The sequence below is a fragment of the Marinobacter zhejiangensis genome, assembly GCF_900114775.1.
In the GTDB taxonomy this organism is placed as follows: domain Bacteria; phylum Pseudomonadota; class Gammaproteobacteria; order Pseudomonadales; family Oleiphilaceae; genus Marinobacter; species Marinobacter zhejiangensis.
The window spans coordinates 94,858-121,617 of sequence record NZ_FOUE01000005.1 but is presented as its reverse complement, the minus strand read 5'-3'; the positions used below and the strand labels follow the sequence as shown (position 1 = coordinate 121,617).

Sequence of the window (26,760 nt, the reverse complement as noted above, 5' to 3'; positions counted from 1 at the left end):
TCTTTTGTAAGGTTCGCCATGGCTCAGGAACTGGAAATCAAACTCACCCTCTCGCGGGAATCTTCCCGGCAGGCCTATGAGTGGTTGCTTGACCAAGAAGGAGCGTCGCCCGGGGCAAGAAAACAACTAATTAACACCTATTTCGACACTGGCGAGGCTGACTTGAACCGGCGGCGGGCGGCACTGCGTATCCGGCAGGCGGGCGAGTGTTTTATCCAGACCCTGAAAACCCAGGGGGAATTCGTCAATGGTGCCCATCGCCGTCAGGAATGGGAGTGGGAGGTACCGAGTGCGGACCTGGATTTCTCCTTGCTGGCAAAGACTTCCCTGGCGAATGATTTGGACTTGGGGCAGCTTGGGCCGGTGTTTGAAACAAACTTTGAGCGCCAGGTTGTGATGCTTGATGACGGTGAGGCGGTTATCGAGTGTGCTTTCGACACGGGAGAAATCCGATCCGGACGCCAATCCGTACCGTTGTGCGAGCTGGAGTTCGAGTTAAAGTCCGGTGATGAGGCGCGACTGTTGGTTTGGGCTCGTAAGCTGGCTGAGCAAGTGCCCTTTTTTATCAACCTGATCAGCAAGGCGGAACAGGGCTACCACCTGGCAGGTATACATGAGCCTGAGCCGCTACCGGCGGACGCAGATGCCGTTACCCGTTTCTTTCATGGTGTCAGTGTGCTTTGGCTGAATGGCGAAGTAACCAGCGAGTTGTCAGCGGCGATGGGTGAGCTTGAGAGTAAGCTTGAGGGTAATACGGTGAGGGCAGCTGGCTCGCCTGGTGATGTGAATCTGTTAGACGACCTGAAAGCGAACCCTGTCCCTATGCAGGTCCAGGGTCTTGGCAGGCTCCAGTTGGCGTTACTGGGCTGCTAGGTAAGCGGCCTCATACATTCCCTGCCTTTTCCTGCATATCGTGCCACTTGTCTAGAAAGGTGCGGTAGCGATCCAGGGCTTCCTCAACCACTTCCAGGGTGGGGGTGTCCTTGGATTTGACCAGAACAATCAGGCCTTTTCCTTCGATTTCCCCGTTCACTTCCGGGTGGCAGACCACTTCATTCTCGTGGTTGATGTAGGCCAGTGCGGTACCGATGCCGTGCCGGATCAGCGCACTGACGATGTCAGCCCAGTTCAGGTCATCCAGAACCAGGTCGTAACGATGAGGGTGATCCTCTTCGTAATTGAACATGTCTTCCAGTACCCGCTCCGAGCCGGGAGCGACTACGGCCTTGACCATGATTTCCGGGTAGGTTCGGACGGGGCGAATCATGGTTTTGATCCCCAGCTGCGAGAACCGGGAACGGTTTTCATCCCGCACGATCTCGGCAATGACACGGTTACTTAGATTGGCTTCGCTGAGCCGGTGGCAGATATCAAACGTCAGGCTGTCGGACGTTGGGTCTGATTCGTCATCGGCGAGCACCAGAATGTGCCGGGCATCGCCTGCCTGGACGGCCTTTAGGGCGCCGGGCTCGCTGCCGCTGGCGTGGTAGTGAATCAGGCCGTTGTCGGCCAGCTCCGGAGGCAGGCCGCCGGGATAGGCTCGAGTGAGAATCAGGATAGGGACGGTTTCGTAACCGGGAACTGCGCGTATCTGGGCAGCGATGCGGGTGAAGTACTGTTCACCACCATGCCTTGGGGTGTTGATGATCAGAATGTGGTCTTTCATTTTGTAGATCCAGCGTCCGGTTAAGATGCGTTCCCTTCGGTAAAAACGATACTCGATAAAGTCACTGATGATCAGTGTCATCAGTGTGATGGCGGCGATGAACATCACCAGAATGGTGCTGATCCTGCCAATGGCTGTCTGCGGGGCATAGTCGCCGTAACCCACGGTGACGACCGTGGTCATGGTTAGCCAGGCGGCTTCAAACAGAGTCAGGTCTTCGGCGGCCCAGAGCACGAGCGTCTGGCAAACCAGAAGGGCTCCGAGAGTGATGAACAGTCGTTTCATCCGTGCGCGGATGATGCCCGCCATGGGTAGATGCGATAGCTGATGCTCGGGGTTGAGAGGGCGTCTGTCTCGTTGCATGAAGTTCCAGTTGGTTCTTACCCGGACACTCTGCGCCGGGCGGCTGTTTTGTTACTTGGCTGATCGTTATAAAGTGTGAACACTCAAGGAATTTTCAGGGCTATCAGAGGCTCCTGAAGGAATATAACAGACTAACAGGGGTTTGCATTATGTCCGAGCCGTGGGATGGGTTGCCAAAGGTACTGGCTGACGACGTTGCCGGTGCGTGGCCGGCGCTGTTTTCGTCCGGCTTACCCGCCTGGATTGGTGCGGAAGGTGGCCTGACTGAGCCCCAGTTGGCACAAGCCCTGGCTCGCAGTACGTTTCTGCGCCAGGTGCTGGAACAGGATGCTTCCTTGGTTGCCGAAGCCTGGCAGGCCAGGCCGTTGACGGATGTAACTAGCCCGGACTTTCTTCAGGCACGCTGGCAGGACTACCTGGCTACGGTGACTGATGAGGCTTCCCTGCAGCGGGCACTGCGCCGATTCCGCAAAGAAAGCCAATTTCGGATCATCTGGCGGGACTTGATGAAGTGGGCTGACCTGGCTGAAACCATCGCCGCCACCAGTGCCTTTGCTGATACCTGTATTCAGGCGGCTCTGGACTGGCTCTACGACGACTGTTGCCAGCAACTCGGAACCCCGTTCGGGTTGGACCCGGTGACCGGTGAAGAAGTGGCCCAGCCCATGGTGGTGTTGGGAATGGGGAAGCTTGGCGGGCGTGAGCTGAATGTGTCCTCCGATATTGACCTGATCTTTGCTTTTCCCAGCCATGGCGAAACCCAGGGAGGGCGACGGTCGCTCGATAACCAGCAGTTCTTCGTGCGTCTTGGGCAGCGTTTGATACAGGCCCTGGATCAAATCAATGCGGATGGCTTTGTGTTCCGGGTCGACATGCGGTTACGTCCCTATGGCCAGAGTGGTGCCCTGGCGCTGAGCTTTTCGGCCCTGGAAACCTATTATCAGGACCAGGGGCGGGAGTGGGAGCGCTACGCGATGGTCAAGGCGCGAGTGGTTGCCGGAGATCAACGCCTGGGTGAAGTGCTGATGCAGAGCTTGCGGCCCTTCGTCTACCGTCGCTATATCGACTTCAGCGCCTTTGAATCCCTGCGCAGCCTCAAGGCGATGATCAACCGGGAGGTGCGGCGCAAGGGGTTGGAAAACGACATCAAGCTGGGCGCCGGGGGAATTCGGGAGATCGAATTCGTCGTTCAGGCGTTTCAGTTGATCCGGGGAGGGCGTGAGCGGGAGCTTCAGCAGCGGGAGCTTCAGGTCATCCTGGGGGTGCTGGAAGCGCTGGAGTTGCTGCCCCCAGTGGTTGTTTCAGAGTTGAGGGATGCCTATGTGTTCCTTCGGGACCTGGAACACGCGCTCCAGGGCATTGCCGACAAGCAGACCCAGCTATTGCCGGATTCCCCGCTGGACCAGGCTCGGGTCGCGTTGATCATGGGGTTTGAGAATTGGGACACCTTTAAGGTTGCGCTGGATAGACATCGGAGCCAGGTGGCCCGGCACTTCGCCGACATCATCACCGTGGAGGACGATGACAGCACCAAGGATGAACTGGATGAAGGTTGGGCCGCCCTTTGGCTGGGAGAGCTGGAGGAGGAACAGGCGTTTCAGTGGCTGGAAAAACACGGTTACGAGACCCCTCAGCAGACTGTTAAAGCGCTGGTAGACCTTCGCCAGAGCCGGGCTTGTCAGACCATGCAGAGCCAGGGGCGACAGCGTCTCAACCAGTTTATGCCGGTGCTGCTGGAAGCGGTCACCCAAGTGGATAACCCGTCCGAGACATTGGAGCGGGTGCTGCAGTTGGTGGAAGCCGTGTTGCGCCGGACGGCGTACCTAGTGTTGCTGCTGGAGAACCCTGGGGCCAGCGGGCAGTTGGTCCGGCTGTGCAGCGAAAGCCCCTGGATTGCCAGCCAGCTTGCTGAGACTCCCTTGCTGCTGGACGAGCTGCTGAATGCTGAAAGCCTTTACCACCCGCCCTCTAAACGTGAGCTCCAGGACGACCTGCGTCAGCAGATGTTGCGCATCTCCTACGATGACCTTGAGGAGCAGATGGAGTCCCTCCGTCACTTCAAGAAGGCGCACATCCTCCGGGTAGCGGCGTCCGAGTTGCGAGGGACTTTGCCGCTGATGAAAGTGAGTGATTACCTCACCTGGATTGCGGAAGTGGTTCTGGATCACGTGGTGGATGTGGCGTTTTCCAACCTCGTGAGTCGTCACGGCTATCCACGCCGGGCGGACGGGGAAGTGAGTAATACCGATTTTGCGGTGGTGGGTTATGGCAAGCTCGGGGGTATTGAGCTGGGGTATACCTCGGATCTGGATCTGGTGTTTATCCATAACGGTGACCCGGAGCAATCGACGGACGGTGAGCGGCCGGTCGATAACTCAATTTTCTACACCCGGCTGGGACAGCGGATTGTGCATATTCTCAGCACCCAGACGCCATCAGGGCAGCTTTATGAAGTGGATATGCGGTTGCGCCCTTCAGGCAACTCGGGGCTTCTTGTGAGCACCCTGGGAGCCTTCGATCGTTACCAGCATCACGATGCCTGGACCTGGGAACATCAAGCTCTGGCCCGTGCTCGTGGCGTTGCTGGGGACAGCGTGACGCTGGCGGCATTTGAGGCGGTGCGTCACGACATCCTGTGTCAGCAACGGGACGGAGACAAACTTCGCTCCGAGGTGGTTGAGATGCGGGAAAAGATGCGTGCCAACCTGGGAACCCCTGAATCCGCCGGAGAGCCCCCGACCGTATTTCATATGAAGCATGACCGCGGCGGGATTGTCGATATCGAGTTCATGGTTCAGTACCTGGTGCTGGCCAACAGCGCCAATCACCCGGAGTTGACCAAGTGGTCGGATAACATTCGTCAGCTTGAGGAGTTGGGCCGAGCTGGAATCCTGCCTGTCGAAGACACCGAGCAGCTGCGAGAGGCTTATATAACGCTGCGCTCAACCATTCACCGACGGGCCTTGCAAAAGTTGAACAGTCAGGTGGAAGGGGATGCCTTTCCGGAGGAGCGACGTTATATCAGAGCCGTATGGGCTAGCGTTATGGAGGCGTGAAGCCTCCCCCAGCGTGTGGCTTAAATGGTAGCTGCGTGCCGGGGATTATTCCTGCTAGAATGCCTGTTTTCCGGAATTTGCCTGTTTAGGAGCACGTACAATGTCGATGGCAGATCGCGATGGCCTGATCTGGTTGGATGGTGAAATGGTTCCCTGGCGTGAAGCCAAAACCCACGTCCTTACTCATACCCTCCACTATGGTTTGGGGTGCTTTGAGGGCGTGCGCGCCTACAACACCGCCGAGGGCCCTGCGATTTTCCGTCTGCAGGAGCATACCGACCGCCTGTTCCGTTCTGCCCATATCCTGAACATGAAGATGCCGTTCAGCAAAGACGAGCTGAACCAGGCCCAGTGTGCAGCCGTTCGCGAAAATAACCTTGATGAAGCCTATCTGCGCCCGATGGTTTTCCTGGGCTCTGAAGGCATGGGGCTTCGTGCCGACAACCTCCAGGTGCATGTGATGGTTGCCGCCTGGAGCTGGCCGTCCTATATGTCGCCTGAGGCGCGTGAGCAGGGCATCAAGGTACGCACGTCGTCCTACACCCGCCACCATGTCAACATCACCATGTGTAAGGCCAAGGCCAACGGCAACTACATCAACTCCATGCTGGCGCTGAACGAAGCAATCGCCAGCGGCTGCGAAGAAGCGTTGTTGCTGGATAACGAAGGTTATGTTGCGGAAGGTTCTGGTGAGAACATCTTCATCCTGCGGGATGGTGTGCTGCACACACCGGAACTGACCTCTTGTCTGGAAGGTATTACCCGCCAGACCATCATCGACTTCTGCAAGGAGCTTGGCGTTCCTGTTCGCGAGCGTCGTATTACTCGCGATGAGGTCTACATTGCTGACGAAGCGTTCTTCACCGGTACGGCTGCTGAAGTCCTGCCGATCCGTGAACTCGACGGTCGCGTCATCGGTGCAGGCAAGCGTGGTCCGCTGACCGAGAAACTGCAGGCGATGTACTTCGATGCGGTGAAGGGCAAGCGTGAAGCCAACAAGGGCTGGCTGACGCTGGTGAATGGCTGACAACCGTTCCAGAACGACTGGCCACTGCGCTGCCGGTCGTTCTGGATCCTGGACAGCCTGAACAATGATGACCGATTATCTGAGGGATGGGAGTGGCCGAAGTCGTTACAGTTTCGGATAACGGTGGGCACTTCCTGGTCTGTTCTCGCTACCGAGAGCAGTTTCAGCCTGACTGGTTCTCGCCAGAGCATTGGGGGGAGGCCAGTACCCCGGTTAGCAGCGGAGGCCGCGGTAGCGCCTGGTTTATCGATGCTGGCGACCAGCACTGGGTGCTTCGCCAATACCTGCGCGGCGGGCTCATCGCCAAGCTCCTGTCAAACCATTACCTTTACACGGGTTCGCGCCGGATTCGCTGTGTCCGCGAACTTGAATTGCTTGAACAGCTCCATCGTGAAGGGCTTCCTGTACCTGAGCCTGTTGCAGCGGCCTGGAGTACCCGTCGTGGCGCTTTCTATACCTGTGCCATCCTGATGAAACGCTTGTCTGATACTGTGCCCATGGGAGCGGTACTGGAAAGCTTGCCACTCTCTCGTTGGCGGCAGGTGGGTGCGGTGATCAGGCGCTTTCATGATCACCACGTGTACCACGCCGATTTAAACTGCTTCAATGTCCTCCTGAGCGACAGTGACGTCTACCTGATTGATTTTGACAAGGGGCAGTTGCGCTCAGGGTCGGAGGATGGTGCGCCATGGAAGCAGGCCAACCTGGAGCGGCTAAAGCGCTCCATTGTGAAAGCGCTAGGTAGCGATTCACCGTTATTGGCGGACCGGTGGAATTCTCTGCTCGATGGCTACCGCCAGAGCGGTTCCCCCGCTTAGTAATGATCCCGGAATCACACCACTCTCAACCGAACTGAAGTCGCTATGGACAACGCCCAATACAAAGGGATTCTCTGGCAGGCCCGTTGCCTGCTTGCCCTGTTACCAATGATCTATGTGCTCACCCTGATGTGGTGGATTCCTGAAGGTGCGAAGTACGTACCGGGGCTGGCGCTAGGCTCACTGCTGCTCTACCCGTTACTGGGGGGGAGGTTTGAACGCAGTCATACGCTAGCCTCCTCCCAGAAATTTCTGATTGCCGCTCTTTGGGGCGTTGTGATTGTTGGTGGGGTTGTTTATGGGTTGAAGGGGGGGGGCTGGAAGGAGTTGCGGGCCTGGCTGGCAGTCGCTTTGTACTTGTTGGTTTTCAGGGGCCTCAACATTAACACCAGATTCCTGATGGTGGTTTTGGCGGTCTCAGCCATTGGGTTCGGAGTTCATAGCCTACTGCAGTACACCTCTGGGGTTCCCCGCGTTCACGGATTTATTAACCCGATTCCCTATGCCGTGGCCGTTGGGGCTGTGTCACTGGTGTGTCTGGTGCAAGCCGTGTTTGGCCGTTTTCCTACCTGGCAGCGTATCATTCTGGCGGTGGCTGGGGTGTTTGCCGCGGTGGCTGTATTCATGACCCGTACCCGGGGCGTGATTATTCCATTTGTTGTTCTTATTGCTGGTATGTTGGTGGTTCAGTACCTTCTCAGTCATAAAGGACGGATATCCCGCTCACTGATGGTGGGATTGCTGATTGTCTCCGGGCTGGTTGCTGTTGGTGCTTCAATGATGGAAGGCAGGATTCAGCAGACAATGAATGAATACGACGCCATCGCTGAGGGCAATTATCGCGGCTCTATAGGCGTCCGGCTTCAGTTGTGGCTTTCGGCACGGCACCTGGCGGCGGACGCGCCAGTTCTAGGTCATGGTGGAGAGTATCGTGACGCATTGGAAGAGCTGTTCGAGCAAGGTCTGATTGAAGAGAGTCTTTATCGGTTCGGTGCCAATCACTTCCACAACCAGTATGTGGATGTGTTGGTCAAGAAAGGTGTCCTGGGCCTTACTGCGCTTGCGCTGTTACTACTGGCGGCATTCAAGTTGGCGCTCTCCTCCCCCAGTGGTGATTGGCGCCGCTATGGCGGGCTTGTTGTCTCACTGTTGTTCGTGACCGCAGGGCTAACGGATGTGCCGCTTCTTCATGCCGAAACAATTTTCCTGTTCCTGGTGCTGACTGCGGCAATCAGCGCGGTTGCTCCCCCAGAACCACGGAAGGCTACCCCTTCCGCAGCTTGAGCACGGTTTCCAGCTTGGTTGGGTAAACATGAAGCAGACGGGTCAGAAAAAGCCGAACTCGTTGTCGAAGTGTCACGTCAGGCTGGAATGCCACATCGCAATACTGTCTATAAAGATCCTGCCATTCGAAAAAATGCCACTGGGCGCATTTGCCTTTGGTTCTGGCAATCCGGGCGTTGCCAGAAAATTTCTGGCACAGGCCCAATCCGATGTCGGCAGGTGAGCCAATGATCAGGTTATTCGCGTAGCATTGATTGGATTGTTCAATCGCTTCAGGCCGGTTGTCTAGCAAGCCTGTCAGGCTCAGGTCAGGGTAGAATTTGTTCAAGGCCCGAAGCCAGAACATCTGAGTGCAGTCGATGGGGAACCCGCCAGGGCCACCGCGAATGCTGTCAGCCTGTGAAGACGGGAGGTCCGGCAGCAACTCCAGGTCCCAGATCTTGAGCAGATCTTCTGTCAGGCCATAATAGAAAAAGTCGCTGAGGTGGAACGCGACTTCAAAGCCCTTGGCGTATCGACGTGTAAAGACGTTACTCACCACCACCCGCTCCCTGAGGAAGCTGAAAGGTTCTCCTCGCTTGGGAAACTGTTGTTGCATGGCGACAAATGCGTTCCCGGTAAGGAAGTTATCGCTTCGTAGTTTGATCGCGTAAGGGGTCTTTACGTGTTGGAGGCCCGCCAGGGTAGACACAATCTGGCGGTTGTTGTTATAGAACTGCGGGCTGCCATCTTTATGGTAGTTTCGGATATTGGGGCCTGGGTCTTCCGAGATAACCAGTTCGTCGTAGTCGAGGCCGTCCAGCTTCTGGTCTGGCCAGGTAGACAGGATGATTGTAGCGCCCGGGAGGTAGGCTCGGACCGATGACAGGCACTTCTCAGTGATGCCGGGCTCCTGTTCCCTATCCTGGAAGGTTTGTACCGGGCCCTGAACGACCACGGTGATGTCGTCGAATTTTGTCATTGGGTTACTCATTTACCTGTTCCGCATAGCGAAGGTACTGGTTGGCAATCAACCGGTGGTCCAGGAAAGCCACATTTTTCTCACTTACGCTGGGTGGGGTCAGCAAAATATCGTCAATGGCCTTGGCCAGGGCGTCTACGTCCCCCCGAGGCACAATCCAGCGACTCAGCTCTCCGGCAAGGAGCTCATTGGAACCACCGGCATCAGTGGCTACGACAGGCGTTCCCGCAATCAGGCTCTCTACGATAACGGTAGGCAGCCCTTCCACATCCGAGCTCGAAACGTAGAGTTTTGCGTGCCGGAACGCGGGAAGAATATCGGGGCAGAACCCGGGGAAAATGACGTGGTCAGATACCTGGAGTTGTCTGGCCAGCTCTTTCAGCTGGCCAAGCAGTTTTCCGTTGCCAAAGATAACCAGCGGATAGTCCTTACGGGTCTTGGCATAGGCGCGTATGAGGAGGTCAAAACGTTTGGTGCGGTCAGGACGCCCCGCAGCCATCAGATAGGCTGCTGGCAGGCCTGCTGGTTCGGGGGCGGCGATTTCCCTGCCTAGACGGGCAAAATCAAAACCGTTGTGGATGGTTTCGATGCTGCGGGGCCTGGCGCCAATCTTGTGTACCATATCGTTGGCGACGTCGTCAGAAACCGTGAGGAGTTTTTTGCCACTGTAGATCTTCTGGTATAGCCAGCGATAAAACGGCTTCTTTAACCCTCGATGCCTGGCGATGAAATTTTCGTACTTGCAGCTGTGTACGATGACATAGTTGTTACCGATACCAGCGTGCATGGGGATGCAACTTTGCCCATGGAAGAAAATGGCGTCGTAGCCTTCTTGTCCGAGTGCTAGGTTTAGCTGTCTCGAAAAGAGTTTGCTAAATATGTAGTAGTAACCGTGTTTGCCAAATATCGCAGTGAAGAGTTTGGCAAACAGTTTGCTGCGCCTTCGGTCTTTGCAGAGGCCAAAAATGGGAAGGAATTTGTCGTTGCCTTTAAGTGCTCCCGGATTCTCCCAAAAGACGCAGTCCACCTCAGAACCCTTGGTCCGGAGTTCGTTGGCTACATCAAAGGTCACCCGGTAGAGCGACTGCTCGTACGTCGACCCGCCCAGAATAAATGCGATTTTCATGCTCTGTTGACTAGCCGATGTTGGATGAGTCTTGGAAGTCCTGATATTCGTCCGGGGTGCCGCAGAAAATGACATCTTTTTGCGGGATCAGGTTGTAAAAGATGGTGCGCCCCAGTGTGATGAGGTAATTATAGAGCGGCGCCACATACAGTTCTCCTTTAGCCCAGTGCTCCTGAGGCAGGCTCAGGTAATGTTCGTAGCTGAGCATGAAGTCGTTCAGGTCCGAGAAGTGGTATAGCCCGGTGCTGCACAGGTTGGAGATGGGCTGTTTTTCCGCAGTTTCGATAACTCTCAGGCTGCCATCTCCGGCTGGCCGGGCGAATGACCAGTTGTCCCCGCCCCCCTTGAACACGTCCAGAAAACCATCGCCGACTGCTTCAGGTTCTGGAAAACGAAAGCCGGGCCTGAAGGTGTCTATATTGAAAATCGTAATCGGCCCTTTGTCGATCTTGGCTTTCTGTAATGCAAGATAGACGGTTTCGGCTTGCCCTCGGGTTTCCTGTTCAAGGGTGACCACCCGGAAATTTGCAATGCCCATTTGCTCACACTGTTCGTGAACAAAGGCAGGGGTGTCGTAAATGTCGCGCACGATAAACAGGAACGGGTGTGTTTGAAAATAGTGCTCAAAGCTGCCAACCGAGTGCTCGAACAGGGTTTTTCCGTGAGCTTTCAGCATGTACTTGGGTTTGTCGAAGCCCGCTTTGAAAAAGCGGGAGCTGAGTCCTGCCATTGGAATAACAATCATTGTTGGTGCCTTATCATCAATTCATACAACCTGAATGCATTGGCCAACAAGGCATCTTGCCGGTGTGGGTCGTCGGCGTGCAGCGGGAGCATCGAGAGAAACAGCTGGATTTGCATGGCGTACAGCTCAACCGGCGTCAACGAAAACTGGTCTTCGACCATCTCCAGAAACTGCTGCTGAATGTCTCTTTGTCGTTTATGTTCAGGTAATTCGATGTCGATCCGGTGGTCGGTAAGCGTTGTCGTATGGTAGCCCGCAACAATCCAGTCATAGAGACCAAGGATGGAGTGGCTCAGCTTCGCCAGGTCATACCGGATGTCGCCATAACTACTGATCGCTCCGTCCAGGGTGACTCCCCTTGGATCGATGACTTTGATCCGGTTGGTGCGGAAGTCATAGAGGATATTGCTGAAACAGAAGTCTCCGTGCATCAGGCACTGGCTGGCGGACGGTTCTGGCAACCGTTGTCGGCTTTCCCGCTCCAGGTCGGCGATAGAGAGTTCCAGAGGTGTTGTTCCGGATCCGCCAAATGTCCATGGCTGGGCCTTGTCGAACCCTCGCTCTTTACAGAAGGTGTCTAGCCTTTCGTGGGTCTTGATTGTAAAAAACTGGGGCAGTGAGGTCGATTGCTCGCCATGGGGCGCGCAGTGGGTCTGGCAATCCGCCAGGAAGGTCAGGCATTGCTGAAGAATCTTGCGCCACAACAGGGGAGGGATGTCGGCGAACACGTAGAGTTCATTCAACGCGGTGTGGTGAAGATACTCCAACCGATAGGCAAAAGCTTCTTTTGATCCTTCCGGCTTCGGGGTGCCAAGGTACTGAGGTGTATATTGCCTCATCATCGGCGGCAAATGTTCAAACCAGCGGGCTTCTCCCTCGATTTTCCGGTTGTTCTGGCCGGATTTTTCGATCCACCTGGGGGTGATCTTCAGCTCATTGAACATGCGCTGGGTGGTGAAGGTGGATTTGGAGTGGTAGTAGGTGTTGGCGTGCCCAAAGTCGAGCCAGTTGGATACCTTAACCGTGCTGAGTCCTACGGAATTGCGATAGCGCGTTAACCCTTGCAGGAAGTTCCAGTTGCACTGGGTGATGCAGCGTATCAGCTGTCGCGGACTGCTGAACTTGAAGTAGCCCGTGACCACGCTATGATCCTGGAACGCCAAGGCATCATTGCTGCTGACGAGCCAGTTGTTTTCGTCATCGGTCACGACGGCCCAATTGTAGTTGTCTTCAACTTTGGCGATCGCAACGATGTCGTCCCCGGGTGGCAGGGGGGTAATCAGGGTGTCGCCGAACAGTACGTGCAGTGGCCTGTCGTGGGACGATTCCGCAAGGTTCAGTGCAGCAACCAAAGAGGCGCCAAGGCTTAGCCCGTCCGGTATGCTGAGCACGGTTACACCGTGACGATCCAGCCAGAGCTGGTCTTGTTCGCCAATGCGGAAAGACTCTGGCAGCGACAGAAAAACCTGGCTTTGATCCGGAGCAGACTTAACTTGATGCTGAAACAGTCGCCGGTTGCCAAGTGGTAAAAAACTTGGGGGAAGTCCTCCGAACTCAGAGCGTAGTTCCGGGCTGATATAGTCCGCAGACATAATCAGGAACATGAATGCTTTTCCTGCGCAATGAGCTCGTCAATTTCCTGAGGGGACAGGCGGGTAAACTCGGAAGGCCTGATCGCCCGGTCGTCCACGTAAAACCCGTCGAAACCACACCAGGGCTTACCTACATGGATTTCATCGTACGGTACGTCGTGTCTTTCCAGCCAGTCGGTAATCACCGGCAGAGTGTGGACGTTGATCTTGCCCACATTGCCCTCAAACGTCCGCATGTTTCGTGCGGTCTGAATGATGATCTCAAAGCCCAGAGACTTGTACTCCCGGAGCTTTGCGATAAGTTCCAGGTTGGGCAACACATTGGGGTAATCCGATGTGTTGGCCAGGGTGATGGTTCCATCAAGGTCTACGACGAGTTTTTTCACGGTAAGTTCACATCGCGTGTAGGGTTAGAAACGAGTCGTGTGAACCGCTTCACCTGCGGACTGCCAGACTTCATCGGCCAGTTCGTGGTCTGCGGCTTTCAGGCTTTGGCCTGATTTTACCAGAATCTTCCGGCCCAGGCCGGCCGCCTCGGCTGCTTCCATATCGCCGCGTTTATCACCAATCATAATGCACTGCGCCGGGTCCAGATCGAACTCCTTCAGGCCCTGTAGAATCATGCCGGGCTCTGGCTTTCGGCAGCTGCAGTGACGCTCTGCTTCCGAGCCGTAGTCCGGGTGGTGGGGGCAATGGTAGACCTGGCTGATGGTCACGCCTTCGTCCCGGAAACGATCCGTCATCCACTCCGTCAACGCCTGAAACTGCTGTTCATTGTACATGCCCCTGGCAATGCCAGACTGGTTGGTGACAACGATCAGCAAGTAGCCGAGGGACTGGAAGTGGCGGCAGGCATCGAAAATGCCTTCTACAAACTCGAAATCATCCGGTTTGTGAACATAGCCATGGTCGACGTTGATCACCCCATCCCTGTCGAGGAAGACGGCTTTCTTGCTCATAGTTCCTGCTCCATAACGACTCGGTCAAACGTGGCGCAAACCTGTTCGGTGGTGATGCTATCCATCAGGGTTTCGCCCTTCAGGCGCTGCCCCCAGGGCAGTTGATCCGGATGTTTGCCGTACTGTTGCTCAGCAAGGCCGGAATAGGCGTCAACCACATAGCTTTGCCAGCTATAGGGGCCGGTTCGCGCGGGGTTGCTGTGGGCGTACAGACCAATAACCGGGGTTCCAGCCGCGACGGCCATGTGCACCGGTCCGGTATCCGGAGCAATGACGAGATCCGCCGCACGTATAAGGGCAAACAGCTGCTTGAGGGTGGACTTGCCCACAAGGTTGGTGAGGGGGTGCTTACAATGTGCGGTGATCTGACGGGCAAGCTCCAGCTCCAGCTCCGTCGGGCCGCCACAAAGGTAGACGGCAAAGCCCTGTTGAGCGGCATAGTCCGCCACCTCAGCGTAGCGTTGGGGTTGCCAGTTCCGCTCACGGGCTGAGGCTGCCGGCACAATAACCAGTTGGCCGCGGGCGCTGCTGGTCAGGGTGTCCTCGGCCCAGCGCTTGTCCGGCGCCTCAACGGGAATATTCCAACGAGGGGCGGCCGTTGGGACTCCCAAGGCTGCGGCAAACTGCAGAAAGGTGTCCAGGACATGGGGTGCCGTGGCCGGGCTTATCCGTTCGTTGATGAACAGGCTGTGCAGTTCCTTGCTGCGGCCCTTGTCGTAACCAATCCTGCGTCTGGCAGAGATGCACAGGCTGGCCAGGTTGGCTCGCAGGGCAACCTGCATCAGCAGCAAGGCGTCAAACGTTCGGCCAGCCAGCTGCCGGCGTAGTTTGCGATAGGCCGCAAGCCCTTCTTTCTTGTTGAAGACAATAAACTCAATGCCGGGCAGGTTCTCGAGCAGCGCCGCCTCGGCTTTGCCGATGACCCAGGTGATGGCCGCCTGGGGGTGCTGGCGTTGAATGGCCTGGACGGCAGCCACGGCGTTGCAGGTGTCTCCGATTGCGGATAGACGGAGTAGGCAGATGGATGTCAGCTGGGACAAATCAGCCTCGTACCTTGGTAATCAACCCGGTGGTAGAGCGGCCTTCCAGCAGCGGAATAACCGTGACTTCACCACCGGATTCCTGCACGAAGTCGGCACCCACAATGGTGTCTACCGTGTAGTCGCCACCCTTGGCCAAGACCTGGGGCTGAACCCGGCGAATCAGCTGTTGCGGGGTGTCCTGCTCTTCCGGTTTGTCGCCGAACGGAAGAACCCAATCGACGCAGGCGAGGGCCGCGAGTACTTCCATGCGGTCTTCCAGGCAGTTGACGGGGCGCTCTTCACCTTTCAGGCGTCGGACCGAGGCGTCGCTGTTCAGGCCGACCACCAAGCGGTCGCCCAGGGCTCTGGCCTGGGTCAGGTAACGGACGTGGCCGGCGTGGAGAATGTCGAAGCAGCCATTGGTGAAGACGATGCGCTCTCCCTGCTCGCGGGCGTAATCGATATGAAGGAGACTTTGCTCCACGGTCGGGTGATAGCCGGCAATCTTCGACGACCAGACATGGCTGGCGCGCGCAGCAAGCTCTTCCGGGGATACGGTTGCAGCGCCCAGCTTGCCAACAACAATGCCAGCGGCCAGGTTGGCCAGCCAAGCGGCGTCGGCCAGTTCAAAACCCGCGCTGATCATGGTGCCCAGGGTGGCAATGACGGTATCACCGGCACCGGTCACGTCGCTGACTTCCAGCACTTCCGCGGGGAAGTGATGGTGTTCGCTAGGGGTAATCAGGCTCATGCCCTGCTCACTGCGGGTCAGTAGCATGTTTTCGATGCCACAGGCCGCGAGCATGGATCTCGCTGAGGCCAGCATACTGTCTTCGTTGCGGTCATCTCCGCCAGCCGCCCGGAATTCGGTCAGGTTGGGCGTGATGATGGTGGCGCCCCGGTAGATGGCAAAGTCCTTGCTCTTCGGGTCCACCAGGACGCGTTTTCCGGCGGCTTGTGCAGCGGCAATGATGTCGCCAACGGCGCCGAGGGTACCTTTGGCGTAGTCGCTGATAATGACCGTATCGTAGCTGCTAACCAGTTGCTCAAAACGCTGTTTCAGTGCAGTGGCATGATCCAGCGCGAACGGTTCTTCCATATCCAGGCGAACCATTTGCTGGTGCCGCGAGATAATGCGGGACTTGGAAATGGTCCGAATGTCCGCGCATGGCATCAGCTCGGATTGGACTTTCTCCCGCGAGAGAATATCGCCCAGCAACCGGCCCTCGGTGTCCTGGCCAATCAGACCCAGCAGGGAGGCCCGGCCGTCGAGGTGGGCAATGTTACGGGCAACGTTGGCTGCGCCTCCGGCACGGTCCTCGGTATGAGCGACCTTGACCACGGGCACCGGGGCTTCCGGGGAAATGCGCTGGGTGTCACCCATGAAGTAGCGGTCGAGCATCACATCGCCAACCACCAGCACCGAGGCTGTCTGCAGCTGCTCCAGCTTTGCTGGGTCAATCATGATTGCAGGCCTCCGCTCACGATGACGCCGTCAATGGCTTCACACAGCCAGTGGCCGATAAACATGTGGGCTTCCTGGATACGGGCGGTTTCCTCGCAGGCGATGATGATGCTCAGTTTGGCGATGTCCTTAACCTTGCCGCCATCGCGCCCGGTCAGCGCAACCGTCGATGCGCCAAGCTCATTGGCTGCGGTCAGCGCCCGGTTGACGTTCTCGCTCTGTCCGGATGTGGTCAGGCCGATCACCAAGTCTTCCGGTTTGCCGAGTCCCTGGACCTGGCGTTCAAAGACCGATTCAAATTCGTAGTCATTCGGGTGCGCGGTCAGGATGGAGGTGTCTGTGTTCAGCGCAATGGATGCCAGAGGCCCCCGTTCCGCTTTGTAGCGCACCATGAATTCGGCCGCCAGATGCTGGGCGTCCGCGGCACTGCCGCCATTACCGAGGAAAATGACCTTGCCGCCCTTGCTCAGGGTTTGGCGAGTGAGTTCAAGCAGCTGCTCCGCTTCACCTCGGTACTGATCCAGAATGGCGAAGGTGGCGCGGTGCCGCTCCAGCGCGGCGAGAAAACTGCTTTCCTGGGACATGAGTGCCTCCGGTTAGGGACCGGCCTGGATGGGGCAGGCCTGAGCAAGATGGTTTCGGATCAAAGCGGGAAGTGTACCATGGTGCCAAGGTGCGTCCCATAGGGGGAAACGGCCCTAACCGATTGGTAATACCGGCTCCGGCTCGGTTTTAGGTCGGGGCAAAAGAGGTTAGTATTAGCCCTTCGCGAATTATCCGCACTGCGCATATTTTTAGAGGGCAGCCCAACCCCTCAATAACCCCTCAGGAGAAGGTATCCATGATTGTCGTCACCGGCGGCGCCGGGTTTATCGGAGCCAATATCGTTCACGCATTGAACCAGCGCGGAGAAACCAACATCCTGGTGGTTGATGATCTCAAGGATGGCACCCGCTTCCACAATCTGGCGGAACTGGATATCGCCGATTACATGGATAAGCGTGAGTTTCTGGAGCTGGTGAAGCAGGATGCGCTGCCATCCGGTATCCGTGCGGTTTTCCATGAAGGCGCCTGTTCGGACACCACCGAGTGGGACGGTCTGTACATGATGGAGAACAACTACACCTACTCCAAGGTTCTCCTGCACTGGTGTCTCGATCACAAGGTGCCTTTCCTCTATGCCTCCAGTGCCGCGGTCTATGGCGCCAGTAGTGAGTTCCGTGAAGAGCGCGCGCTTGAGAAACCGCTGAATGTCTATGGCTATTCCAAGTGGCAGTTTGACCAGTATGTGCGCAGGCTGATGCCGGAGATTGGAAGCCAGGTGGTCGGGTTCCGCTACTTCAACGTGTATGGCCCGCGGGAGCAGCACAAGGGCAAGATGGCCTCGGTTGCCTACCACCTGCACGAACAGATCAAGGCCGGCCAGAACCCGAAACTGTTTGAGGGCTGGGATGGCTACTCCAACGGCGGCCAGCAGCGGGATTTTGTCTACGTGGACGACGTCTGCAACGTTAACCTCTGGTTCCTGGATCATCCGGATCAGTCGGGCATCTTCAATCTGGGCAGCGGACGAGCCCAGTCTTTCCTGGAAGTGGCTGAGGCGGTGATCGATCACCACGGCAAAGGGAAAGTTGAATTTATCCCGTTCCCGGATGAACTCAAAGGGCGCTACCAGAGCTTTACCCAGGCGGACATCAGTGCCCTGCGCGCAGCCGGGTATTCAGCGCCATTCGCCTCCGTTGCTGAAGGGGTTGGCCGCTATCTGACGTGGCTTGAACGATGAAGTATCTGGTAGTCGGCCCGTCCTGGGTCGGTGACATGGTGATGGCCCAGTCGCTGTTCATTGATCTCCAGCGGCGGGATCCCGACGCGGAGATTGACGTGCTCGCTCCGGGCTGGTCGTTGCCGATCATTGCTCGTATGCCTCAGGTAAGCCGTGGCATCGCCGCGCCCTGGCAAAGCGGAAAGCTGGCGTTGGCGGACCAGTGGCGTCTGGCCCGGACCTTGAAAGGCTATGACAAAGCCATTGTCCTGCCGCGCTCATTCAAGTCAGCGTTGATCCCGTTTTTCGCCGGTATTCCGGAGCGGGTGGGGTTCAGTGGCGAAGGGCGTTCATTCCTGCTGACGGATGCCCGTAAGCGTAGACCGACCCGGGAAGGCGCGCAGATTACCGACCGTACGGTATGGCGCTACCTTGGCCTGGGGGTAAGCCGGGAAGATTATGCCCGTTACCAGTTTGATGTGCCTTCGCCGGCATTGGCCGTGGACCAGGATAATGCCCTGGCGGTTCTGGCGCGTTTGGGTTTGGATCCCAAGCAGCCGGCAATCGCTATTTGCCCCGGCGCAGAGTTTGGCCCAGCCAAGCAGTGGCCCCTCGACAACCATCGTGCGCTGGCCGGGCGCCTGGTGGAGCATGGGTTCCAGGTCTGGGTGATGGGTGGTCCCAAGGATGGCGACGCAGGAGCGCACATTGCTGACGGACAGGCTGGGGTGTTCAATCTTTGTGGCCAAACCCGACTCGAAGACACCGTGGACCTGTTTCACCGCTGTCAACGGGTGGTCAGCCATGACTCGGGCTTGATGCATGTGGCCGCGGCGGCGGGGGCTGAGGTGGTCGCAATATACGGTTCGACCAGCCCGGATTTCACCCCGCCTCTCACTGAATCTGCCCGGATACTGCAGCACCCGGTGGAATGCAGTCCCTGTTTTGAGCGTACTTGCCGCTATGGGCACTACCAATGCCTGACGGGTATTTCTGTGGACCGGGTTCTGGAGGCTTGTCTTTGAAGTTAAGTGCAGTATTGATCACCAAGAACGCGGGGCCTGATTTCCGCCGCTGTCTTGAAAGCCTCGCCTTTGCCGATGAGATCGTCATCCTGGATTCCGGCTCGACCGACGATACGCTGGCGATTGCTGAAGAGGCGGGGGCCAGGGTATTTACCTCAGAGGACTGGCCGGGGTTTGGCCCTCAGAGACAGCGGGCTCAGGAGTACGCCTTGGGAGAGTGGGTGTTCTGGGTGGACTCCGATGAGGTGGTCACCGACGAGTTGGCGCAGTCTATTCAGGCGGCAGTGGTGTCAGCTCCGGCGAACATGGTTTTCCAGTTGAACCGTTTGTCATGGTTCTTTGGCCGTTTTATCCGCCATTCCGGCTGGTATCCCGACCGCATTGTGCGCCTGTACCGTCGAGCCGAGTACCGCTATGACGATGCCTTGGTTCACGAGAAGGTGACCTGTGATGGGGCGCGGGTTGGGTCTCTCGAAGGTGATCTCTTGCACTACACGGCGACGGACTTTCACGATTACATGAGCAAGTCCGTGCGTTATTCAGATGCCTGGGCGGAAGGGCGGGCCCGTAAAGGCAAGACCGCGACGCTGGGCTCTGCGATCAGTCACAGTGTTGGCGCCTTCCTTCGCAAATACCTGCTCCAGAGGGGCTTCCTTGATGGCCGTCACGGCTTCCTGCTGGCGGTCTTCACGGCGCACTACGTGTTCAACAAGTACGCCGCGCTCTGGATCAGAAGTCGCCGCTGACGGTTTCGTTCAAAACCTCGAACAACGCCTGGGCTGATTGCTTGACGTGGAAATGGCTGGCAATTCGCTCGCGGGCTTTTTCCCCCATGAGCTTGCAAGCCTCCGGATCTGCATGGAGCTTGAGAATGCCTGCGGCAATCTCGTCGGCGCTGCCCGGGGTGACCCGGATGCCGGACACCCCATCCTCAATCAACTCTGCACTGCCGCCGGTGTCGCTCACAATCGGCGCAACGGCGTAGGCCATCGACTCAATCACGGTTTTGGGCAGGCCTTCGCGTTTGGTGGATGCCAGAACCGAGGCATTGCAGCCTGCGATGATGGCTGGCGCGTCCCGCCGGAAGCCGGTCAGGTGGATGCGGTCGGCCATCGGGCTGGCCTGGATCAGGGCCTGAACTTCGGGTGTGTCCATGCCGCGGCCAACCAGCAGCAGGTGGATGTTGCTGTCCTTCGGCAGCTTGTGGGTTGCTTCCAGTAGCACCGGCAGGCCCTTGCGGGGGCGGGCGTTGGCAACCGCGCCAACCACGAAGGCGCCTTTTGGGATGCCAAATTCACCAAGGTCCACTGGCTGATCCTGGTACCACGCCAGGTCATGCCCCTTGTAGACGGCGCACACCTTGTTCCGGTTTCCCCAAACGTGATTCTGGAGATCGTCCCGGGTGGCCTTGGAGACGCAGACAATGCGATCAACCCGAGGGCTAAGGTGGGTCAGGTAGCAACTGGGGTCCCAGCGGCTGATATTGCCGGTTTGGCCGCGGTAGGTGAGGACTTTGACTGGCAACCCCCAGGCGGCAAGGTTGGCGTTGGCGATGGCTTTGTTGTTGAAGCTGTAGACCGCATCGAACTGACCATCTTTCAACACCTTACGGATGTTGGCGATGGCCTCTCGCTGGATTTTTTTACGGGGATGGTAGCCGTGCACCTGCAGGCCGCATTCGCGGAAGCGGGGCACGTATTCGGCGTCGGGTTGGGTCATTACGTGCACATCAACCCCCAGCCTGGACAGCTCGATCAGCATTTCCCCTTCCGGGCGAACTGAGTTCCACGTATCGGTATAGGAGCTGATAATCAAGACCTTCACGCCATTATCCTTTTCAAACTGATTCACTTAAACTGGCGCCATTAAATCATCCACGGGCTGTTTTTTATATGCATATTTGCCACATAAACCTGGCACGGGGCTTTTCCGGTGGTGAGCGGCAAACGCTGAATCTGATCCGCCAGCTTGCGGGTCAGGGTATCCGGCAAACCCTGATTGCCCGGCCCGGCAACCCCCTGCATGAGGCGGTTGCGGAACTGCCGGTCACAGTCCGGACGTGCAGCCACTTTATCAAAGGGCATGGGACCGGCGGTGACTGGGATCTTGTGCACTGTCATGACGGCAAAGGCGTGTACTGGGGGCTGATTGAATACTGGTTAAGGACAACCCCCTACGTCATTACCCGTCGTGTGGATAATCCGCTCGGAACGGGTTGGGTGACTCGCCAGGCGTATGGCAAGGCAAGCCGGGTTGCTTGCTTGAGTTCGGCTATTCAGCGGGTAGTGTTGGGAACCGTCAACGGTGCCCGGACCGAGGTGATCCCCTCCAGTTTTTCCGGGTTTCCGGCCGATGACAATGAAGTGGGCCGGATTCGTCAGCGCTACGCCGGGAAGCTGTTGATTGGCCAAGTGGGGCGTTTCCTGGCCCACAAGGGGCATTCAGTCACGCTGAGGGCGGCACCCCTGTTGGCTGAGCGTTGCCCGAATGCACAGATCTTGTTTCTCGGAGAAGGGCCTGAAGAGGCTGCTTTGCAACAGCAGGCGATGGGGCTGGATAACGTCGAGTTTGCCGGCTTTCAGAAAGACATTGGTAACTGGCTGGCGGCACTTGACCTGCTGGTCTTCCCGTCCCTGCAGGAAGGTCTGGGCTCGACCATTCTGGAAGCCATGCAGCATGGGGTTCCGGTAGTGGCAGCGAGAGCCGGGGGCATTCCTGACATCCTCGATGACGGCTCAAACGGCTTGTTGGTCAATCCTGGGGATGTCGATGGTTTGGCTGACGCCGTGTCTCGGATGCTTGCCGACGAGGAGCTCCGGGCGCGACTGGTTGAAGGTGGTTACCAAACGTTGCCGCGCTTCAGCCCGGAGCGGAATGCCAGTTCCTACCTTGCGTTGTATCGCGATATTCTCGGTTGATCACGCTGGCTCCTAACAAATCTGGCCAGGTTTGTAGGGGTTTTCAATGCCGGGTGGCCGGTGGCGCATGCGCTTGTATTCCCACTGATATTGCTCGGGCAGCGCCCGTACGCATTGCTCGACGGACCCATTGAGTGCGGTCGTTGCCGCGACCGGGTCCTTGTCATCCAGCCCGGGGAGTGTCTCGCGGATGACAAGGCGAAAACCCTGACCATCGGGCAGGCGTTCGGCATAGGTCATCAGGGCCCTGGCACCGGTACGCTGCATCAGCTTTGATACCAGTGTCATGGTTTTCACATCCATGCCAAAGAACGGGGCAAAGGCATTGCCTTTTCCGCGGGGGGATTGATCGGGGAGGATGCCGGCAATGCCGCCTTCACGGAGGATAGAAGCCAGGCGCGCCAGCCCACGGCGGTCACCCCGTACCAGTTCCGAGCCCAGGCGCCCGCGGACCTTGATCATGTAGTCCTCGAATTCGGCCATGTTGGGTGGGCTGTAGAGCGCGGCCATCTTGTAGCGGGAAGAAAAGTACAGGCCGGCGAGTTCCCAGTTGCCCAAGTGTGGGGCCAGCAGGATGAGCCCGCGACCGTCGGCCTGGGCTTCACGGATAAGCTCCTCTCCCTCCACGGTCTGGATAAGGTTCAGGCAATCCGCCACCGGCCACTCCCACATCAGCGGGATTTCCATGATGGTCATGCCGGTCTGTTGCAGGGAGGTCTTGGCCAGTTGATCTCGCTGGTCCTGCGTTTTTTCCGGGAAGCAGATGGCCAGGTTAATGTCTGTGACGTCGCGAGCCTGGGTCGGTATCTTCCAGAGTAGCCAGCCGAGGGAGCGACCCACACGCTGGGCAGCGCGCAGAGAAAGAGATCCGGAGATACGAAGCAGGAAATTAATCAGGAAAAGTTTTACGGCTCTCATGGGGCCCGTGGTTCCAAACTGTCAAAGAGGCGATGGCAAACTACCACTGTACCGTGCCAACCGCAACGAGGCGGGGTATGCTCGCAAGCTGCTAAACCAACCAGGCCAGCGAATCGGCAGATGAGTGGGAGTGACGTCACGATGACGCTACCGGTATCGGTGTATTGTATTACAAAAAATGAGGAATTACGGCTCGGTGCGACGTTGGCCAAGGTGGCTGATTGGGCCGATGAGGTCATTGTCGTCGACTCGGGCAGTACCGATGGAACCGAAACCATAGCCCGGCAATACGGCGCCCGTTTCGTGGTTCATGAGTGGCAGGGCTTTGCGGCTCAGAAAGCCCATGCTGCAAGCTTGTGCCGGAATGACTGGGTCTTGGACCTTGATGCCGATGAGGTTCTGTCGGATGAGCTTGTCGCCAACATAAAGGCCCTGTTTACGGCTGATCCGGACCCCGGGTTTGCCGGATTCAAGATGCGTTGGGTGTTGTCGCAGCCGCTGGCGGGGCACCCGTTCCGTCACGACCGCAGCAAGCGCATCCTGCGCCTCTATCACCGAGGGCGCGCCAGGATTCAAGGTATTGCTGGTAGCAACGACGACCGTCCCAAGGTATTGAAGGGGAAGGTTGGTGTTATCCCAGGAGACGTCCTGCACAGGTCAGTCATCAACCTGGAACAGATGGAGCGCAAGTACCTGCAGCTGTCGTGTGAACAAGCCCAGTTCCTGGCTGAAAAGGGGCGCAAAATTTCTAGCGCCCGTCTGTTCGTTGAATTTCCTCTCAAGTTTCTCAAATACTACCTGTTGCACCGGCAGATCATGAATGGTTGGTACGGGCTGAGTGTGTCCATCGCAGGGGCCAACCGAAATTTCATGCGCCTGGCGAAGGCCAAGGAAATTCAGATGTTGGCCGAACTGGAGCCGGGTGAGAAGCCGAGCCGGTCGGCGGGAGTGGGTGACGGCTGATGGGCATCGCCTGAGCGCTTCATGGTCTGCTGTGATGTTGTGCGGCGAGCAACTGTTGGTAAACCTGAAGGGTAGCTTCAGTCTGGGCCTCCAGATGAAAACGTTCGGGCAGTTCAATCGAATGGGTTGGCTGGTCGGCCAGGGTCAGAACCCGGTTTACAAAGGCGCGGATGTCATCGGGAGCGACCAGCCCTTGAGGAAAGCAGGCCTTGAGGGTTTCCGCGGCGCCGCCACGATCAAAAGCAACCACTGGGGTCCCGGCCGCCAACGCTTCCGTTACGGTTCGGCCAAACGGTTCCGGCTTTGTCGACATATGACACACCAGGGTGGCAAGCCGATAGAGTTCCGCCATATCAGACCGTTGTCCAAGGAACGTGACATGCTGATCAAGCGCAAGCTCCGAGCGGTGCTGCTCAAGTTCCTTCATGAAGTGCCGTTTGCCGGCCTCGGTTCCGCCAACAACAACGCCATGGAACTGAGGGTTCTGGCGAATGATGTCGGCCATCGCGTCGATAAACAGGAGCTGCCCTTTCCAGCGGGAAATACGGCCTGGCATCAGGACAATGCGCTTGTTCTGCAGGTGGGGGTACTGCTGATACAGGCGGCTACGCCAGGCGGGGTCGGGGGCGCTGGTATGAAAAGCGGCAGCATCAACCCCTCGTTGAATCACGGATAGGTGGTTTGGCGGCACCTTGTAGTTCTGCAGGATGTAAGCCTTCACGCACTCCGAGACCGCAATAATACGGTCGGCCCGGGCCATGATCGCGCTGTATGGGTTAACGGAGTACATGCCGTGGAACGTGGAAACCAGGGCAGGGCGGCGGTCTTTGGGCAGCCCTCGCCAGGCCAGCCAGGTAATCCAGGCGGGCATACGGGATCGAACGTGGATGATGTCTGGTTGCAGTTGCTGGAGCAGGGCGCGGACGGGGCGGATCTGGCCGAAGGATGCCGGGGATTTCCGGTGCACCGGCATAGTGATGTGGGTCGAGCCCTGGGCATCGAGGAGGCGGGTCAGGCTGCCACCGGACGACAGTACAAAGGATTCATGCCCCCGCCGAACAAGCTCGGCGGCAAATTCGATGGTTCCCCGCTCAACACCTCCGCTTTCAAGGGCCGGCAGTACTTGCAATACCCTCACGACTGCCCTCCATTGGTCCATGCCGGCAGGGTTTGGATCAGCCAACGCGCCGCACGGTCCGCCTCCCAAAGCCGAACAGGTAATGAGCCGGATGGATGCATGACGCTGGCTTGATCCTGCCACAGGCCAGCCAGCCCCAGTTCCACCGCATGGTGGATGCCGGCTGCCAGCCGACTGTCGGGATTGGGAAGCAACTCCAGCAGTCCTGTTGGCACGCCTGAGGTGATGGCTTCATACACCATGGAGGTGCTGTCTGGCGTGACCCAAACGGCCCTGGAGCCAGCGAGCTGATGGTTCAGCCACGACTCGTGGGTGGTTTCCGGTGTTACCACGGTCACCCTTGGGCTTTCCAGGGTTGCAAGTCGGTCAGTGAGTTCCTTGGGCGTGCGGCGGGAGCTGCTTATGGTCCATCGCCACTGGGGGTGGTTGGACATCAACTGGAGGGTCTGGTCAAAGACTGAAATGTTGTCCCATTCGAAATGTCTGGATGGGCCGCCAATCAGAATCAGCGCTTCGGGCTTTTCGGTCACCCTGGCCATAGGGGTGACCGCATTGAGTACCCCTTGGGTTGTCAGCACCCGGCGGCTCTCGGCCACACGGTCATGCTCTGGGATAATGGCCGCATCTACCAGGGCTAATGGGAATGCGGGTTTCATCAGCACCACGCGCTGGCAACCGCGGATATGCCTGAGCGACAGCAGCAGGCGGTGAGTTCCTGACCCAGCAGCGATCACCAGATTTGGGCGTGGCAGGGTGTTATCAAGCGACGGGGCGGCGCCAAACAGTGCCCGCCATAACGGAACCGCCAATGGCTCCGTTTCCAGCCAGTGAATACTGGCACCGGTGAGCACCCTAAGGCGGTTACCCAGCCCTTTGAGTTGGTTACGGTGGCCGGGTTTGTTGTCAGTCAGCAACCAGATAACCGGGGCTGGGCCGTTCATGGCCGATGATGATGCCATCAGTCCGGTTTCCGGTAGAAATCAGGATCGTCGGGTGACGGTCGGGTTTTGAAGCGCCGGTGCATCCACAGGTATTGGTCCGGGTGCCGTCTGACTTCTTGTTCAATGGTGTGGTTCACCAGAGTCGCATCGGCCAGATCGTCGCCCGACGGGAAGTTGTCCAATGGGGCGTGAAAGTAAATGTCGTACCCAAGGCTATCCTCGCGGCGGAAGTGGCTGAAGGGCACCACGGCACAGCCGCTTCGCTCGGCAATGCGTGAGGTGGCCGTAATGCTGCCAGCTGGCACGTTGAAAAACGGGGCAAAGACGATGCCTTTGCGGCCATAATCCTGATCGGTGGCATACCAGATTGTGCGGTTCTGCTTCAGTCGCTTCAATAGCCCCCGCAGATCCTTGCTGTTGAGGGCCACACCGTAGCGTCGTTCACGGGCGCGAGTCATCACTGCATTCAGTAGCGGATTGTTGTGGTCCCGTTGCATGACATCCGCCTCAATGAACAGGGATACCAGGCTTCCGCCAAGGTCCAGGGTACTGTAGTGGCCGCCGAGGAGGAGAACGCCGTTGCCTTTGTCCAGCGCGGACTCCAGATGTTCCAGGCCATGTACCGTGGTAATCGCACGGTAGGCCTGAGGGCGGCGGAACCAGGCCAGCCCGATTTCCATCATGCCAATGCCATTGGAATGAAAGGTCTTGCGGACCAGCGCCTGTTGCGCCTCGGGCGATAGTTCAGGAAAGCATAGCCGGATATTGACTTCAGCAATATGACGGCGGCGAGGAATCAGTCGGTAGGCCAGTTCGCCGATGCCCTTGCCCAACAGCCATTGCACCCGAAGCGGCAACTGAGCCATCAGCCACATCAGGCCGATCAGTACCCAGGTTGGCCACCAGCGAGGGTGAAGGTACTTTGAGTATTGGGTCTCCCTGACAGATTTTCTGTGCTTGCTCACCGTTTTCGTGCCTGGCATTGAGTGGGTATCGAAGTGTAGCAGGCTC

The 26,760-nt window shown here is 57.7% G+C and carries 25 protein-coding genes; 10 read left to right on the top strand and 15 right to left on the bottom strand.

What is annotated here, in order from left to right; translation table 11 throughout:
* Positions 1–18: 18 nt before the first annotated feature.
* On the top strand, positions 19–873 hold the full coding sequence (locus BMZ67_RS15500) for a CYTH domain-containing protein (RefSeq protein WP_092025215.1): 855 nt from the start codon (positions 19–21) through the stop codon (positions 871–873).
* 10 nt (positions 874–883) lie between these two features.
* On the opposite strand, the gene BMZ67_RS15495 is transcribed toward BMZ67_RS15500, so the two are convergent.
* Positions 884–2,029, bottom strand: a complete 1,146-nt coding sequence (locus tag BMZ67_RS15495) for an ion channel (protein ID WP_092025211.1) — start codon at positions 2,027–2,029, stop codon at positions 884–886.
* A gap of 149 nt (positions 2,030–2,178) precedes the next feature.
* Here BMZ67_RS15495 and glnE point away from each other — a divergent pair, with 149 nt between their 5' ends.
* The 4 genes from glnE to BMZ67_RS15475 all read left to right on the top strand — a co-directional run bounded on the left by glnE (position 2,179) and on the right by BMZ67_RS15475 (position 8,214).
* The gene (gene glnE, locus BMZ67_RS15490) at positions 2,179–5,085 is read left to right on the top strand and encodes a bifunctional [glutamate--ammonia ligase]-adenylyl-L-tyrosine phosphorylase/[glutamate--ammonia-ligase] adenylyltransferase (protein ID WP_092025208.1); all 2,907 of its coding nucleotides are present in this window, start codon (positions 2,179–2,181) and stop codon (positions 5,083–5,085) included.
* Between the two features lie 100 nt (positions 5,086–5,185).
* Entirely contained in the window at positions 5,186–6,112 is a 927-nt protein-coding gene (locus BMZ67_RS15485; RefSeq protein WP_092025205.1) for a branched-chain amino acid transaminase, read from the top strand.
* A 92-nt stretch (positions 6,113–6,204) separates the two neighbouring features.
* Positions 6,205–6,930: a 3-deoxy-D-manno-octulosonic acid kinase gene (locus tag BMZ67_RS15480; protein WP_175481942.1), complete on the top strand. Its 726-nt coding sequence runs from the start codon at positions 6,205–6,207 to the stop codon at positions 6,928–6,930.
* 45 nt (positions 6,931–6,975) lie between these two features.
* Positions 6,976–8,214, top strand: a complete 1,239-nt coding sequence (locus BMZ67_RS15475) for an O-antigen ligase family protein (RefSeq protein ID WP_092025197.1) — start codon at positions 6,976–6,978, stop codon at positions 8,212–8,214.
* Here BMZ67_RS15475 and BMZ67_RS15470 read toward each other — a convergent pair.
* Genes BMZ67_RS15470 through BMZ67_RS15430 form a run of 9 tightly spaced genes read right to left on the bottom strand, consistent with a single transcriptional unit; the run spans position 8,195 to position 16,668 of the window.
* Positions 8,195–9,175: a WavE lipopolysaccharide synthesis family protein gene (locus tag BMZ67_RS15470; protein ID WP_092025195.1), complete on the bottom strand. Its 981-nt coding sequence runs from the start codon at positions 9,173–9,175 to the stop codon at positions 8,195–8,197. The genes BMZ67_RS15475 and BMZ67_RS15470 overlap by 20 nt on opposite strands.
* A gap of 4 nt (positions 9,176–9,179) precedes the next feature.
* Positions 9,180–10,301, bottom strand: coding sequence for a glycosyltransferase (locus tag BMZ67_RS15465; protein ID WP_092025192.1), 1,122 nt, complete (start codon positions 10,299–10,301; stop codon positions 9,180–9,182).
* A 10-nt stretch (positions 10,302–10,311) separates the two neighbouring features.
* A complete protein-coding gene (locus BMZ67_RS15460) occupies positions 10,312–11,046 on the bottom strand; it encodes a glycosyltransferase family 2 protein (protein ID WP_092025188.1) in 735 nt (244 codons plus the stop codon).
* Complete coding sequence (locus tag BMZ67_RS15455) at positions 11,043–12,650, bottom strand: phosphotransferase (protein ID WP_092025186.1); 1,608 nt, start codon at positions 12,648–12,650, stop codon at positions 11,043–11,045. The genes BMZ67_RS15460 and BMZ67_RS15455 overlap by 4 nt, the downstream gene beginning before the upstream one ends.
* The gene (locus BMZ67_RS15450; RefSeq protein ID WP_092025183.1) at positions 12,641–13,024 is read right to left on the bottom strand and encodes an HAD family hydrolase; all 384 of its coding nucleotides are present in this window, start codon (positions 13,022–13,024) and stop codon (positions 12,641–12,643) included. The genes BMZ67_RS15455 and BMZ67_RS15450 overlap by 10 nt, the downstream gene beginning before the upstream one ends.
* Positions 13,025–13,048: 24 nt before the next feature.
* Positions 13,049–13,597 carry a D-glycero-beta-D-manno-heptose 1,7-bisphosphate 7-phosphatase gene (gene gmhB, locus BMZ67_RS15445; protein ID WP_092025180.1) on the bottom strand — a complete coding sequence of 183 codons (549 nt, stop codon included), beginning with the start codon at positions 13,595–13,597 and terminating at the stop codon, positions 13,049–13,051.
* The gene (locus tag BMZ67_RS15440; protein ID WP_092025177.1) at positions 13,594–14,637 is read right to left on the bottom strand and encodes a glycosyltransferase family 9 protein; all 1,044 of its coding nucleotides are present in this window, start codon (positions 14,635–14,637) and stop codon (positions 13,594–13,596) included. The genes gmhB and BMZ67_RS15440 overlap by 4 nt, the downstream gene beginning before the upstream one ends.
* Position 14,638: 1 nt before the next feature.
* Entirely contained in the window at positions 14,639–16,084 is a 1,446-nt protein-coding gene (gene hldE / locus BMZ67_RS15435) for a bifunctional D-glycero-beta-D-manno-heptose-7-phosphate kinase/D-glycero-beta-D-manno-heptose 1-phosphate adenylyltransferase HldE (RefSeq protein ID WP_175481941.1), read from the bottom strand.
* Entirely contained in the window at positions 16,081–16,668 is a 588-nt protein-coding gene (locus tag BMZ67_RS15430) for a D-sedoheptulose-7-phosphate isomerase (protein ID WP_092025174.1), read from the bottom strand. Before BMZ67_RS15430 ends, hldE begins: the two co-directional genes overlap by 4 nt.
* A 257-nt stretch (positions 16,669–16,925) precedes the next feature.
* Between BMZ67_RS15430 and rfaD the strand changes: the two genes are divergently transcribed.
* From rfaD to BMZ67_RS15415, 3 genes are read left to right on the top strand one after another with little or no spacing between them, the layout of a single operon-like run.
* Positions 16,926–17,867, top strand: a complete 942-nt coding sequence (rfaD, locus tag BMZ67_RS15425; protein WP_092025171.1) for an ADP-glyceromanno-heptose 6-epimerase — start codon at positions 16,926–16,928, stop codon at positions 17,865–17,867.
* Positions 17,864–18,871, top strand: a complete 1,008-nt coding sequence (gene waaF / locus BMZ67_RS15420) for a lipopolysaccharide heptosyltransferase II (protein ID WP_092025168.1) — start codon at positions 17,864–17,866, stop codon at positions 18,869–18,871. The genes rfaD and waaF overlap by 4 nt, the downstream gene beginning before the upstream one ends.
* The gene (locus tag BMZ67_RS15415; RefSeq protein WP_175481940.1) at positions 18,868–19,617 is read left to right on the top strand and encodes a glycosyltransferase family 2 protein; all 750 of its coding nucleotides are present in this window, start codon (positions 18,868–18,870) and stop codon (positions 19,615–19,617) included. Before waaF ends, BMZ67_RS15415 begins: the two co-directional genes overlap by 4 nt.
* Here BMZ67_RS15415 and BMZ67_RS15410 read toward each other — a convergent pair.
* Positions 19,601–20,695, bottom strand: coding sequence for a glycosyltransferase family 4 protein (locus BMZ67_RS15410; RefSeq protein WP_092025558.1), 1,095 nt, complete (start codon positions 20,693–20,695; stop codon positions 19,601–19,603). The two genes, BMZ67_RS15415 and BMZ67_RS15410, sit on opposite strands and share 17 nt — an antisense overlap.
* 68 nt (positions 20,696–20,763) lie before the next feature.
* Between BMZ67_RS15410 and BMZ67_RS15405 the strand changes: the two genes are divergently transcribed.
* Positions 20,764–21,789 (top strand): glycosyltransferase family 4 protein, encoded by a 1,026-nt coding sequence (locus BMZ67_RS15405; protein WP_092025162.1) that lies wholly within the window; start codon positions 20,764–20,766, stop codon positions 21,787–21,789.
* Between the two features lie 12 nt (positions 21,790–21,801).
* Here the strand turns inward: BMZ67_RS15405 and BMZ67_RS15400 are convergent, their stop codons facing one another.
* The gene (locus tag BMZ67_RS15400) at positions 21,802–22,707 is read right to left on the bottom strand and encodes a lysophospholipid acyltransferase family protein (RefSeq protein WP_092025159.1); all 906 of its coding nucleotides are present in this window, start codon (positions 22,705–22,707) and stop codon (positions 21,802–21,804) included.
* A 141-nt stretch (positions 22,708–22,848) separates the two neighbouring features.
* Between BMZ67_RS15400 and BMZ67_RS15395 the strand changes: the two genes are divergently transcribed.
* Positions 22,849–23,670: a glycosyltransferase family 2 protein gene (locus BMZ67_RS15395; protein ID WP_092025156.1), complete on the top strand. Its 822-nt coding sequence runs from the start codon at positions 22,849–22,851 to the stop codon at positions 23,668–23,670.
* Positions 23,671–23,689: 19 nt separating this feature from the next.
* Here BMZ67_RS15395 and BMZ67_RS15390 read toward each other — a convergent pair whose 3' ends face one another.
* The 3 genes from BMZ67_RS15390 to lpxL are packed head-to-tail and all read right to left on the bottom strand — an operon-like array spanning position 23,690 to position 26,714.
* Complete coding sequence (locus tag BMZ67_RS15390; RefSeq protein ID WP_092025153.1) at positions 23,690–24,808, bottom strand: glycosyltransferase family 4 protein; 1,119 nt, start codon at positions 24,806–24,808, stop codon at positions 23,690–23,692.
* A complete protein-coding gene (locus BMZ67_RS15385) occupies positions 24,805–25,767 on the bottom strand; it encodes a mitochondrial fission ELM1 family protein (protein WP_092025150.1) in 963 nt (320 codons plus the stop codon). Before BMZ67_RS15385 ends, BMZ67_RS15390 begins: the two co-directional genes overlap by 4 nt.
* Positions 25,767–26,714: an LpxL/LpxP family Kdo(2)-lipid IV(A) lauroyl/palmitoleoyl acyltransferase gene (gene lpxL, locus BMZ67_RS15380; RefSeq protein ID WP_245750013.1), complete on the bottom strand. Its 948-nt coding sequence runs from the start codon at positions 26,712–26,714 to the stop codon at positions 25,767–25,769. The genes BMZ67_RS15385 and lpxL overlap by 1 nt, the downstream gene beginning before the upstream one ends.
* Positions 26,715–26,760 lie beyond the last annotated feature (46 nt).

What these genes read in the sequence shown, in the direction of transcription:
- BMZ67_RS15385 (WP_092025150.1), bottom strand. Translation starts at nt 25,767, where the DNA reads ATGGCATCATCATCGGCCATGAACGGCCCAGCCCCGGTTATCTGGTTG.
- glnE (WP_092025208.1), top strand. Translation starts at nt 2,179, where the DNA reads ATGTCCGAGCCGTGGGATGGGTTGCCAAAGGTACTGGCTGACGACGTT.
- BMZ67_RS15430 (WP_092025174.1), bottom strand. Translation starts at nt 16,668, where the DNA reads ATGTCCCAGGAAAGCAGTTTTCTCGCCGCGCTGGAGCGGCACCGCGCC.
- BMZ67_RS15405 (WP_092025162.1), top strand. Translation starts at nt 20,764, where the DNA reads ATGCATATTTGCCACATAAACCTGGCACGGGGCTTTTCCGGTGGTGAG.
- BMZ67_RS15485 (WP_092025205.1), top strand. Translation starts at nt 5,186, where the DNA reads ATGTCGATGGCAGATCGCGATGGCCTGATCTGGTTGGATGGTGAAATG.
- BMZ67_RS15470 (WP_092025195.1), bottom strand. Translation starts at nt 9,175, where the DNA reads ATGACAAAATTCGACGACATCACCGTGGTCGTTCAGGGCCCGGTACAA.
- hldE (WP_175481941.1), bottom strand. Translation starts at nt 16,084, where the DNA reads ATGATTGACCCAGCAAAGCTGGAGCAGCTGCAGACAGCCTCGGTGCTG.
- gmhB (WP_092025180.1), bottom strand. Translation starts at nt 13,597, where the DNA reads ATGAGCAAGAAAGCCGTCTTCCTCGACAGGGATGGGGTGATCAACGTC.
- BMZ67_RS15465 (WP_092025192.1), bottom strand. Translation starts at nt 10,301, where the DNA reads ATGAAAATCGCATTTATTCTGGGCGGGTCGACGTACGAGCAGTCGCTC.
- waaF (WP_092025168.1), top strand. Translation starts at nt 17,864, where the DNA reads ATGAAGTATCTGGTAGTCGGCCCGTCCTGGGTCGGTGACATGGTGATG.
- BMZ67_RS15400 (WP_092025159.1), bottom strand. Translation starts at nt 22,707, where the DNA reads ATGAGAGCCGTAAAACTTTTCCTGATTAATTTCCTGCTTCGTATCTCC.
- rfaD (WP_092025171.1), top strand. Translation starts at nt 16,926, where the DNA reads ATGATTGTCGTCACCGGCGGCGCCGGGTTTATCGGAGCCAATATCGTT.
- BMZ67_RS15475 (WP_092025197.1), top strand. Translation starts at nt 6,976, where the DNA reads ATGGACAACGCCCAATACAAAGGGATTCTCTGGCAGGCCCGTTGCCTG.
- BMZ67_RS15455 (WP_092025186.1), bottom strand. Translation starts at nt 12,650, where the DNA reads ATGTTCCTGATTATGTCTGCGGACTATATCAGCCCGGAACTACGCTCT.
- BMZ67_RS15495 (WP_092025211.1), bottom strand. Translation starts at nt 2,029, where the DNA reads ATGCAACGAGACAGACGCCCTCTCAACCCCGAGCATCAGCTATCGCAT.
- BMZ67_RS15460 (WP_092025188.1), bottom strand. Translation starts at nt 11,046, where the DNA reads ATGATTGTTATTCCAATGGCAGGACTCAGCTCCCGCTTTTTCAAAGCG.
- BMZ67_RS15500 (WP_092025215.1), top strand. Translation starts at nt 19, where the DNA reads ATGGCTCAGGAACTGGAAATCAAACTCACCCTCTCGCGGGAATCTTCC.
- BMZ67_RS15395 (WP_092025156.1), top strand. Translation starts at nt 22,849, where the DNA reads ATGACGCTACCGGTATCGGTGTATTGTATTACAAAAAATGAGGAATTA.